Origin of the sequence: Amycolatopsis tucumanensis (genome assembly GCF_021654135.1) — a bacterium.
Lineage (GTDB): Bacteria > Actinomycetota > Actinomycetes > Mycobacteriales > Pseudonocardiaceae > Amycolatopsis_E > Amycolatopsis_E tucumanensis.
Genome location: NZ_JAKGSD010000014.1, coordinates 61,782 through 74,677, shown reverse-complemented (window position 1 = coordinate 74,677; position 12,896 = coordinate 61,782). Strand labels below are relative to the sequence as shown.

Below are 12,896 nucleotides of genomic sequence, written 5' to 3'. Positions count from 1 at the left end.
CTGCCGACCGCGATGGACCGTGCGGACCAGGAGCGGGCGATCGCGGACGCCTTGCGGGCGATGACCGCGTACCGGGCGCTGACCGCCGGGACCGAGGACATTCCGCCACCGGGACGGGACAGTGCGCGGGGCTGGATCGACAACGACGACTTCGAACAGCTTCTGCGGGACGTCGCGGATGCCGTCGAGCGGTCCTACGGCTACCTGGACCGGACCAGGGACCCGTCGGACGCGCTGCACATCTCCGAGCAGTACCGGACGCATTCGGGCGCGGTGGCGCTCGCGCGTGGCTGGCCCGAGCTGCACGGGCCGCGACGGTCCTTCGCGCCGGCCGAGGGAATCTCGGCCCTGCACGACAACATGGTGCGGGCCGCGGAGTGGTTCCTCCGCTACGCGCCGGAACTGACCGTGCGCGCGAACGCGTTCCCGGGCGTTTCGATGCTCGAGCACCTGCGCACCCAGCGCGCTCTGATGTCCTGGATGGACACGACCGGCGGTCCGCTCGACCGGCGGTTCCTGGACCGTGTTCCCGCTCGCGGCGAACTCGCGCGGCTGCACCTGGTTGCCGCACTGGGCAGGCACATCGGCCCCGAGCTGTCCGCCAAGTGGCACCTCGTCGCGATGCAGCTGTTGCCCACGGGAACGTCGGCTCCGGCGTTCCTCGACGGGGTTTCGCTGGGCGACCTCCTCGACATCACCGCTGCGGTGCATGGAGCGGGCGGGGGAACGGACCTGACGGGCAGGGTGCTCACCGCCGCCGCACGTGCGGCGGAGCAGCCCGGCCGCACCACCGAAGCGCGCGCGGCGCTGGACGCGGTCGTGGCGGACGCCCGTGCTCTCGACAATGCGCTCGCCGAGGCTGAGCCCGGCGAAATCGGCACGGTGGCCCATGCGCTCGCACGGCTGCGCGACAGCCTGCTCACGCTCGGGATGCACGGCGTGGACGTGTCGACCCCGGATTGGGTGGCACCGGCACAAGGGGACGGTAGTGCCGGCCCCGTCCTGCCCGGCCGCCCCGCCAAGCCCGCGCCGGGTGCCAACATGATGGGCGGCGGCTCGGGCCTTTGGAACAGTGAGACGCCGAGTCTTCGGGCGTACCGGACCAAGGCCCTCGGGTACGCCATCGTCCTTGGCGGGTTGCTGACCGGCAGGCCAGTCGCCGCGGGGATGATGCGTCACTTCCTCGGCAACACCGGCGAGGATTTCATCGTCGAGCCCGACCGTCTCCTCCGGGACATCCCGCAACTGCGCGAGAACGCGGCGGCCCAAGTGCGCTACGAGGCGCTCCGCCTCGCCCAGGCCGCGGAGGCACGAGGCGAGACAGGCAGGTTCACGTTCTCGTCGGGGTGGCAGCGGTTCGACACGGTCACCGTCGCGGAGCAGAGCCAGGACTGGTACCTGGGTGTCGGCACGTTCTACTACGCGGTGAGCGGGTCCGTCACCGTCGTGCCGGGTGCCGACGGTGCTCGCCCGGACGTCCGGGTTGACTACCAGGTGCACGTCTACGACCGGTACAACTGGCATCCGGGGCCGGGGCTTCCGGTCGGTCCGTTCGTGATCCCCGACGCCAGCTGGCAGGTCCTCCACCGCAGTGGTCTGGCACGGGAGTTCGACATCGTCGGCTCCACCCCGCGGAAGGTCCACACGGGATCGATCGCGTCGCTGTACGACCTCGAGGTGCCCACGCCCGGAAAGCGCCTGTGGGAGCGGATGCTCGACGGCGCCACCACGCTCGCCGTGCACCACGTGCCTGAACCGGTGGCGGTGGACCGGTTGTCCGGGCGGTGGTTGTACTACTCGTCCCCTGGCCACGACGCCGGTGTCGTCTGGATTCAGCCGGATCCCACGACCGGGTCGCTCGTGGTCAGTGTGCCCGGGACCGAGGACGGCGCCCCCGGCTGGGACGCGCGGCTGACGTGGAACACCGCGGAGGGCGCCTACGTCGGTGATCACGGTCGAGTCGAGCTCTTGATCGACGGCGTGGGGACGGACGGGCGCTCCGGTGTCGCCGACGCGGTGCGCGTGACCCGTCCTGACGGCACGATCAACACCCTCGGGTTCCAGGGTCTCTACTCACCGGAGGCCGGCACCAGGAGCGAGCACCCGGTGCGGTCCGCCCTCGTCCCTGAGATGGGCAGGGCGGCCAGGACCGCGGTGATGCGGTTCGCGAGCAACGGCTCGGTGCGGCTGCCCGGGCGCGCTCTCGCGTTGTCGGAGGTCTGGCCGCGAGGCGAGAGCACCGCGGACCCGGCGGCGATCGACTCGACCCTCGCGGAGTTGTTCGCCGAGGGGGTGGCGGGCGTGGAGTCGGTGCGTACCGTGCCGGACCCCGGTGACGACGGCGTTCTCTGGCTCGTCACGACTACGGGCGGTCTCGAATTCGCGCTGCGGTTCCGGGCCGACGACCAGCTGACCGGGCCGTGGCTGCAGGTCGGCGCGCTCCGGGTCGGCGACCGGATCGAGCAGGAAGCACCGATCGAGGTCGTCACGCCGGGTGTGCCAGTCGACGGCGCCGCCCGGCGGATCGCATTGGAACTCGTGCTCCGCCAGGGGCTCGACATGGTGCCGCGCACCATCGACGCGATGACCGGTCCCGTCATCGCCGCGGTCCCCGAGCACCGCCGACCGGTTCCCGGCCGGCTCGTGCCGGACGAGATCGCCGGCGAGAGCCGCCGCGGGTCCCGAGCGCGGGTGTGGGAACTGAACCGCGCACTGGCCCAGCACGAACAAGGCGCGACGCGTGAGCGCGGTACCGTCGCTCCTCGCCCCGGCGATCCGTTGCCAGCCAACCTGCGGACGGTGCCGCTGAGCGATCCCGGTGGTGAGCCGGTCCCGGGCGCCCAGCGCACCCGGCTGCATCCCCAGGCTCCGGTCTATCACGTGAGTACGCTCAGCCCCGCCGAAGTGGCGGCCCGCGGTGGAATCACCGCTGTGAACCGCGGCCGGACGCCCACCGCCGCGGACGTCCGCGGGCTGGATGGCGGCGAGACGCCGTGGCACCTGGTCGTGTCCGGCGGCGACCTCGTGGCCGCGCTGCGGATCCTGGGTTCGCGAAGCGGGTGGATCTACGAACATCACGCTCCGGGTGGTCTCGACGTCGATGCCACCAACGCCCTCCAGGGGAACGAAGCGACGGAGCAGAACCTCGTTCTGCACTCCGGTGTTCCGCTGAGCGAGATCTCCGGCTGGTGGCAGGTCAGCCGGGACCTCGCGGACGAGATCGAATCCGTCACGTGGTTGCCGAACCCGGACTTCCACGGCGTGCGGACACCGGCCGAGACCGTGGTCGGGACCCTGGACGCGGGGGCGCGCCAGGACATCGCCGACTTCGCGAAGCGGGATCTCCGGGCGCTGGCCGACGTGCTGGGTGTGTCGATCGCCGAGCTGGAGCGGCGGATCGAGGAGAAGGCCGTTTCGGCGTTCGAGCTGACCGATGACGGTCTGGCTGCGGAGTTCGTCTCCGACGGCGCGGCGTACGAGCGGTTGTCGCCGTACGTCGGTGCGGCGGCGGTGTACGACTGGGCATCGGGCCGGGTGGGGTTGCGACCGGGCGACCCGCTCGCGGTGATGGCGACGGGCTTGGTGAAGGAGGTCATCACCTCCTTCCGCCCCGACCCCGCAGTGGCCGCGGCGGAGTTCGAGGGATCGCCGGCGGACTTGATGTTGCAGCGCGAGATCGAGGACCACCTCGCTCTGCTGGAGTGGGTGCGGGGGTTGCAGGGAGCGTTGCCTGCGGAGCTGGCGGAGGTGCGGACCTGGACGCCGGAGCTGTTGACCGAGGTCCTGCGGTGGCGGTACCCGTCCACAACGGACCACGTCGATCGCTTCACACTCGCCCTGAGCCGGGGAGAGCCGATCGTCGAGCCGAGTCTGGGGCGTGACGAGGACCTCTGGCTGCTGCGGATGGCGGAGAACCGTCTGCCGGCGGAGCTCGGAGCCCCGGTCCACGTGAGTGCGCACGTCGACGGGGATCGCGTGGCGGTGCGAGTGCACTACCGCGGGCAGCGCACCGCGACGGTGTTCCTGCAGCCCATCGCGCCCGCCGAAGAGCTGGCTGAGCAGGTCCGGCTTGTCGAGGAGCGGTTCGGGACCGAGCCACCGGCAACCGGAGTCGTCGAGGACGTGACGACTGCTCTCGCCCGGCTGGGAGTGCGGGACGGCTCGTTCATGCTGACCGAACACACCGACGGGGCCGACCTGACGGTGCGCGACCGCGCCGGCGGGACGCACCGGGTCGAGATCCGGTCCGGGGACGACGCCGACGTCTTCGCCATCTCCTCACCCGGTGGATCGAACCAGGTGGTGGTCTCGGAGTGGGCCGGGGACGGCAGCCGGGCGGACCGGATCGCGGACGCGCTGCGCCAGATCGTGGAGTCGACCGCGCGTGTCGTCGACGTGGATGAGGTGGTGCCCCCGGCCGAAGGGAACGCGGATGACCAGTGGCTGTTGACGATGGCCCTGGACGGTGCCCCGGCCGGCCGGGGCACTCCGGTGCACGTGATGGCGCGGGTCCGCAACGGCCTGGTGCTGGTCCAGCTGTACTACGCCGACGGCTCGATCCAGTCCGTCCACCTGTCGCCCCGCGCGCCGGCGGAGGACATCACGGAGCAGGTCCGGCGCATCGAGGAGCGGTTTGGCACGAACCTGCCTTCCGGACTCACCGCGGCGCCCGAGCTGGTGAGCACCGGCGAGATCGCGGCCGTGATGCGCGAGCTGGGGTGGAGCGACTCCGAGTTCACCGTGGTGCGAGAAGCGGACGGCATCACCGTGAGCGCGGCCGGTCGGGAGCGGTCCGTCGAGATCCGGACGGCGATCTACCCGTACATCGCCACACTGCCCAACCGGGACGACGGCGTCGAACGGATGGCGATTCCCGCGTTCACCGACGAGGACGGTCGGGCGCGCGACCTGAACAGGCTCCTGCGCTCGGTGGTCGGAGCGCGGTCGCAGGAGCCGGAGATCCTGCTGCCGAGCATCGGGCACACCATCCCGAGTCCGACGCCGGCGGAGCTGGCTCAGCGAGCGCTGGACAGGCTGCTGCCGACGGCGGCGCCGGAACCCGCCGCGGCGCCGGACGAGGCCCAGCAGGCCGCCATCGCCTCGCTGCACGCCTCCGTCGAACGCGCCGTCGTCGACGCCGGCCTGCGGAGCCATGGCGGCCAGGCCGCCAGCGTGCGCGAGGCCGACCACGTCGAGGTCGTGGTGATCGACCGCGCCGGCCGCTCGTTCCGCGCTCGGATCAGCCTCGGCGACGGGCACTTCGTGGAGCCGGAGGGCCGCTGGGTCGGGACGGCCCGGTTCACGGTGCCGCGCGACGCCACCGACGAGATCCGCACTCAGATGATCACCGCCGAGCTGCGCAGCCTCGCCGCCGAATGGGCGCTCGCCGAGGCCGAGCCGTTGCGGCCCGGCCCGCAGGAGATCCAGTCGCCGGCGCCGGCCGAGATCCGGTCCCGTCCCGCGCCCGTCGTGGAACCCGTTGCTCCCGCCTGGATCCGCCAGGGCGACGGCAGCGACGGTCCGATGCGGACACTCGCCGAAACCGTCGTCGCCCGGATGGCCGGGCACCCCGTTCAGGTCACCGCGACCCGCGTCGACGCGGGCGAGGTCCACCTCCAGATCGCCTACGGCGACCAGCGGCCCTTCACCGTCGTGGTCCGCGAAGGCAGCGAGGTGTGGCCGTACTTCCAGGACCTGCGCGACGGCGTCCCACCGCGCGACGACACGTTCGGGCTGCGGACCGGCAACACTTACGACATCCAGCTGCCCCTGGCGGCGCTCGGTGACACGCTGCCCGCGGTCGTCGCCGACGCGGTCCTGCAGATCACCCTGTCCCGCTTCCGGGCGCAGCTCAACACCCCGGACGCGGTCCGGTTCTCGCACGAGCGGGGCGAAGCCATCCCGGCCGCGGTGGCCGAGCGCGGGGTGGCGCGGGCGAGCCTGGGGAGCTCGGCTCGCGACCTGCTCGTCACGGCGGGCCCGGAAACCGGCACGGTCACCGTCCGGGCCACCGACTCCGGCGGGAGGCCCTTCCGCGTCGAGTTCCGGACCGTCGAGGGCATCGACGCCCCGCGGCTGCGGGTCGCGGTCGGCGACCACCGGCCCTACGTCGTCGAGGTGCCGCCGGGCGCCACGCAGGCGACCCAGGTCCGCATGGTCGCCGACGGGCTGCGAAACGTCCTCGGGTACCGGCACGCCGCGCTCGGGCTGGGGGACCCGCCGCCGCCCCGCGCGGCGACCGCGCCGGACAGCCAGGCGGACCTGCTGCCCGCGATCCCCGCCGACCCGGCGCTGCCTGCGGAGTTCGGCATCCGGTCGATGGACCTCACCGCGCTGTTCCCGCAGGCAGAGCCGCTGCGCACCGCGGTGGACGGGATCGCCGACCGGGTCGGCGAGGCGCACGCGGAATTCCTCCGCGCGCAGCAGGCGCACCTGGCCGCGCTGAACGCGATCGAGGACGACGAGTCCTACCTGCCGTGGGTCGCGCAGCGGCTGTCCGACCTGCTCGGCGTCCCGCTCAACGACGGCCGGGTGCTCGACGCCCTGGAGACGGCGTACGACCTTCCCCGCGCGGAGATCGAGGCGCGCATCGTCGAACCGGCGAAGGTGCTCCCGAACGCGCGCGTGGTCGAGCCGCCGCCGAAGATCGCGCGCGAGATCATCGGGCAGGACGCCGCGGACACCGTGCGGCTGGTCGCCGACCACCGTGATCGCCTCCTGGTGGCGGCCGAGAACGCCGGCAACCGCATGGTCGAGGCCGAGCAGCGGTGGACCCGGGAGCGTGACGGCGGCGTCCGCGAACTGGAACGGGTCCGCCAGGACGCGATCGACGACGGCCTGCCGGACTGGGCCGCGCGGAACGCGACTTCCCAGGCGCTCGCTCGCATCCTCGACGCGAGCAGGCGGCCCGGCTTCACACCGCGAGAGTTCGACCACCGCACGAACAAGATCACCTACGGGGTGCGCCGGTTCCGCGCGAGCGACCTGGTGGGCACCCGCCGCGATCTCTCCCGTGCCGTGCGGGCCAACGAACCGGCTCGCCGCGCCGCGGAGCGGCGATACCGCGCGGCCGCGGCGGACCTGCGCCAGGCGCGGTCGCGGCTCAACGAACGCCGTGGCTGGGTGCCGGGCCTGCTGCGCAACGAGGGCGACTCGCCCGGCGCCGCGCAGGTGGTGGCCAACGCCCTCAACCTCCCGGTGCGGTACGTCACCGCGAGCCAGGCCGCCGACGCCGAGCTGCCGTTCCGGGGCAACCGGGCCGAAGTGCTGCGCCAGGCCGCGAACTCCGTCCGCGCCGCGCAGGCCGAGCTGGACCGGGCGATCGACGCCTACCTGGCTGCCGAGCGTGAGCGGGACGCCGCGCACGAGCAATACGTGAACGCACTGCGCCCGGCGGTCAACGCCGCCGCCGACGACGGGGTCCGGCTCGTCGAGATCGCGCACCGCACCGGCCTGACCGACGCCGAGGTCAGCGAGATCACCGGGCGAGTGGTCGCCTCCGGCCGAGCCGAGACGGAGTCGCGATACAGCCTGCCGTACGTCGACCGCTACCTCGAGGGCCGCGGCCTGCTGGCCAAGCTCGGCCGCCGGTTCCTCGGCACGCAGGCGCTGATCGACATCGACGGGCTCATCGCGCAGGTCGAGGCGATCGACCCGAACTCGCCGGACGCCCTGCAGCAGCTGCTCGACCTGGGCACGTCGATGGACACGGCGCTGGCGATGTTCACCAACCGCCTGTCCACCCGCGACATCAGCGACGTGCACCACCACCTGCTCAGCTACGCGCTGGACAACCAGTACCTGGGGGCGGGCCGGGAGAACACCGAAGAAGCCAAGACCCGGATGAAGCAGCTGCTCGAGTGGCTCAAGCAGGAGCCGAAGATGAGCCTCGCCGAGCGGCAGTTGCGCTACCGGGCGGCGCGCGGCGACCTCGGGCGGATCCTGTACTCGGCGATCCGCGAGCGGGCGTTCGGTCTCGCCGCGGCCAGTGGCGCGACCTACTACGGCCTGGTCCACTCGCTGCGCGCGGGCCTGATCGACAAGAAGAACGTCCTGGAACTGCAGGGCAAGCTCGCCGACGCGCTGATGCTCAAGATGTACCGCGAGATGTCCGAGGACGTGCGGTGGCGGGCCGACGTGGGCCTGGTCGGCACCCGCTGGGACATCACCGGCGCCGAGGGCTACGACCTGACCATGCTGATGGCCGAGTTCGCCTACCTCGGCGCCGAGCAGACCGACGACAAGGAGGCCATCAAGCAGCTCCTCGGCGACGAAGCCAACACCACCTACAACCCCCGGTGGATCAACCAGCTGAAGCTGTCCGTCGCCGCCGCCGTGCAGGTCAAGAAGGACCTGGCCGAGGGCAGGCTGACCGGCACCGCGGCCGAGGAGGCCCGGGCGCTGGTCGGCGACTCCCAGTCCGTGACCTCGCCCGTGGACCAGGCCGACTACCTGGAGCACTTGGTGCGCAACGGTGACACCCTGCGGTACCTGCTGCGCGCGGCCGGGCATCCGGAGATGGCGGCGAGCCTGCCCGCGGAGGTGCCTGGAATGTTCAACCCGCACCTGCTGTCGAAGCTGCGCGGGAACCGGATGACGGGCCAGACCTTCCTGCTGCACAAGGACAACGGGTTCGCCACCGTCGACCTGAACGGGCTGTTCCGGGCGGGCGAGCCGGACGAGCGCGGCCTGATCCCGATGATGGCGCTGATGAAGCACCACCCCGAGTTCCGGGACAACCGGATCATCTGGGCGCACCTCGGCGTCGGGAACTGGACCCACCTGACCCCCGAGCACATCGACATGCTCGACCGGATGATGCAGCTGGTCCCCGGCCTGCACTACGACTTCTCGTGGACGCCGCTCGGCCAGTACATGCGCGACGACCCCGCGGTGTTCGAGCGGTTCATCGAGTTCGCGGTGAAGTACCAGGACCGGCTGATCTTCGGGTCGGACGGCATCAGCATGATGCCCAGCACCCAGCTGGACCGGCACTCCACCGAGATGGAGCCGGTCTACCGGGCGATCATGCAGCGCTTCCCGGACGGGGAGGCGATCGTCGCGAAGATGCGCGGCGGCAACTACGTCCGGGTGATGAACGAGGCCGAGCGGGACGCGAGCCAGCGGTTCGTCGACGAGTACTTCTCCCGGCACCACAACGCCTGGGTGGAGCTGCTGTCGAACTACCCGCAGCACGTCCAGGAGGGTTTCCACCGCAAGGCTGCCGAGCTCGTCGAAAAGGGGTTCGTGCCGCACCCCGACCAGGCCGTCGGCCCCGGTGTCGGCATGGGCGACGGGTCCGACGCGCGGCAGGCCGAAACCCCGGACGACCGCAGCCAGCGGTTCGTCGACGAGTACTACTCCGACCACCGCGACGCCTGGTTGGACACCATGGCCGACGCGCCCGAGGAGGTGCGGCAGGCCTTCCACGCCCGCGCGCAGGAGCTGTGGGACCAGGGCTTCCGCCCGCGCGAAGGCCAGGCGGCCGGTCCGGCCGGCACCCGGGATGGGATCTGGCGCGAGAACCCGCAGATCCAGTCGTCGATTCAGGCCTACCGGATCGCCTACGGCGACTTCCGGCGTACGGAGGCCGCCGGGCAGGTCGTGCGCGACATGCGGTCGCAGATCCGCCGGACGGTGGCCGAGCGCTGGGCCCAGCTGCGCAACCGCAACCGGCTCGAGCCCGTGGAGCGGGACGGCTCGAAGACGCCGGTGGAGGCGCTGATCGCCGCGCACTTCGCGTTGCAGGCGGCGGAAGACCTGAGCCCGGAGGACCGGCGGAAGTTCGTCGGCAAGGTGTTCGGCGACGTCACCAGGACCGAGGAGCAGCGCCTCGCGACCGAGGAGACGCAGCGGAAGCTGCACAAGTACTGGCGCAACCGCGGCCTGGTCGGCTGGACGACCGTCACGGCAGGGACCGCGGCCGCGGCCACCGCCGTCGTGGTCGGTGCCGTGCCCGCGGCGATCGTCGGCTCGGCCACCGCGATCGCGGGTTTGGCGTTCGTCACGCGGTCGCTGCTGTCGAACCTGAAGGTCGCGCACGGGCAGGACCTCCGCGTCACTGTCGAGTCGATGATGGAGCGGGAGCGCGTCGACGTCGAGTCGGTGCACCGGCTCATGAAGATGACCCGGCAGCTGATGGTCAACGACATCGCGCCGGGCGGGAAGAACCTCCGCGAGCGGTTCGCGCACATCGTCGAGCGCGTCGTCACGCAGTTCGAGCAGCGGGTCAAGCAGATGCTGATCGACTACATCGTGACCGTCCACTTCAGACTTCCGGACGGCGTGACCGCGCAGAGCAGGCGGGTCTGGGCGAACATGAAGTTCTCCCAGCTCAAGGATTACGTCAACCGGATCATCGGCGCCACGGCCGACTCGATGAACCGGATGAACCCGACCGCCGGCTTCTTCGGCCGCGGTTCGCACGTGGTCACGGCACTGACGTGGCTGGTGAACGGGCTGAACCAGCTGTACCAGGGGTTGCACACGGTGGGGCTGGCCGCGTGGGTGTCGCTGGCCTACGTGCCGTCCTCGCTGTTCTTCGCGATCACCGCGGTGCCCGGCATCTGGGCGCAGTACGACCCGGTGGCGCGGCCGGGCATGCGCAAGCTCCAGAACCTGTTGGCGTTCCCGTTGCTGACCCTGGGCAACGCGGCGCTCACCGTGCAGTACATCGCGGAAGGGAACTGGCTCAATGCCGTCGTCGCGACCAGCCTCACCGCGGCCACCGCGAAACTGACCCAGATCGGCTTCAAGATCGAGCGCAAGGAGGGCCGGGTCGGCGCCAAGCTCGGTCCCGGCGCGATGTTCTTCGCGCAGAGCGCCCTGACCGCGATCGGCGCGTCGATGATCACCACCAATCCGGTGGTGCTGGCGGCGACCGGGGCGTTCGCACTCGCCGGCCCGGCGATCTACCTCGCCCGCGGCGCGTGGGCGAGGTTCCGGGCGATCGAGCGGTTCAAGCCGGCCGTGCACACCCGGTACGAGGGCGACTCGCCGGAGCGGGCGGAGCGGCCGGAGATCGCCGCGACCGCGCTCGGCGACGGCACCCAGCTGTCGTGGGGACGGGTCCGGCGAGGCCTGGACGCTGTCAGCCGCCTCTCCCACCAGCCCGAGCCCGCCACCCCGGCCGAACGGTCCACGCTCGCCGCCAAGGTCGCGGAGAACCTTCGCGAGGGCGACGCGGAGAAGCTGGCCGAGCACGCCCGGCGCGCGTCGCGCGGCCCGGCGACCGGCCCGGGCACCCGTCGCGACCCGGCACAGGGCCCGGCCCGCCCGGCGCGGACCGTGCACCGCGGCGATAGTCCGGCGGAGGCCGGTGGTCCGGCTCGGACCGCGGACCGCGGGGATGGGCCGGCGCAGGGCCCGGCCCGCCCGGCGCGGACCGTGCACCGCGGTGACGACCCGTTCGGCACCGGGCGCGTCGACACCGACACCGCGCCGGTTCCGGCGCCGCGTACCGGCCGCGACCCCGGCGGCCTCGCTGGTGGCGCGTTCGCCTACCACTCCGCGCCGGGCGAGACCCCGGGTGAGGGAAACGTCTTCGGGGAACCCGAGGTCGTCCCGTTCCGGGAACGGCCGCACCACGTCCTGGGACGTCCCTGGAACGTCGACCAGGCGGCCGACCCGGAGGACGGATTCGCCGAGGCGCTGGGCGCCTGGATGCGCAACCGCCACGGTGAGCAGGACGAGCAGGGCGTGTGGCAGTTCACCGACCCGCAGGGCAACACCTTCCGCGCCCGGGTGACGGTCGATCCGGACGCGCCGCGGCCACGCCTGTACCCGCCAGGGGACGACGGTCTCGCCGAGGTGAAGCTGCCGTGGATGCCGGCCGATGCCGCCCACCGCACCGTGCTCCTGGGCAAGACGATGACCCACGCCCTGCGGCTGCTGCCCAACCTCGTGCAGCCCGTGGTGCCGGCGCCGGTGGGGATCGGTGACTTCGTTCCGCGCCCCGGCACGCCACTGTCCTCTGCGGACGCCGGTCGCGGGTTCGCCCGCCTGGTACGGGAAACCACCTTCGCCGGCGCTGAAGTTCACCTCGCGGACGCTCGCACCGACGAGAACTCGGTCCACCTCCGCTTCGCCTCCGCCGACGAAGAGTTCGTCGCCCTGCGCACCTTCTTCTGGGACGGCGACACGCTCCGGGCGCGGCACGACCACCTCGCCGATTCGCCGGCCGCCACGGCTCTGGACGAGTTCCTGCGCGAGCGCTACCGCGAGTGGGGCGTGTCCTCTGTGGACGAGTTCGCCGCGGGCGAGACGGCCGTGGCCAGGGCGCTGGCGGGCCAGGACTGGGCACCGGGCGCCTCCGGGCGGAACGCCGCAGGCGAAGTCATCGGCGCACTCTCCGAGAAGCTCGGCACCCTGCGCGACAGTGCCGCACGGTTGGACCGCCAGCTCGCGCTCGGGGCGCGGGCAGGCGTCGAACAGACTCTCCGCCGTCACGGCGTGCCGGACGCCGGGGCGTTGCAGAGCCAAATCGCGGCCGTCGAGGACGTGCTGCGCCGCGCGGATGCGAACGAGTACGCGACGGCGGGTTACCCGACGCCGCGGGAGATCGCCGAGCTCGGCGCGCCCGGCCGGGCCGCCCTGACCGAGCCGGCGTCGCTCCGCTTCCGCGAGGACCTGACCGCGCCCGCGCGGGAACCGTCGTGGCGGCCGGGGCCGGTGGCCGTGCTGGAACTCGCGACCGGCGCGGACCTGGTGCTGCAGCGCCGCGACGTTGTGCACGACGAAATCGTCCTCGGCGAGCTGCCCCGGCACGAGCGGACCGGCGGGTTCGGCCGGACGGCCGGGGAGGCGTGGCACCTGCTCAGCGCCGAGGGCAGGCTCGTCGTGCGCATCCCGGACACAGCGGCGCCGGAGTACGTCAGCGAGCTGCGGGACAGCCTGGG

1 protein-coding gene (only partly in view) is annotated in these 12,896 nt (G+C 72.3%); it reads left to right on the top strand.

The whole window is internal to a hypothetical protein gene (locus tag L2C96_RS16395) on the top strand: the coding sequence, 52,917 nt in all, runs 17,460 nt past the left edge and 22,561 nt past the right edge, and what appears here is coding positions 17,461-30,356 (codon 5,821, complete, through codon 10,119, partial); the first codon wholly inside the window starts at nt 1. Both the start codon and the stop codon lie outside the window.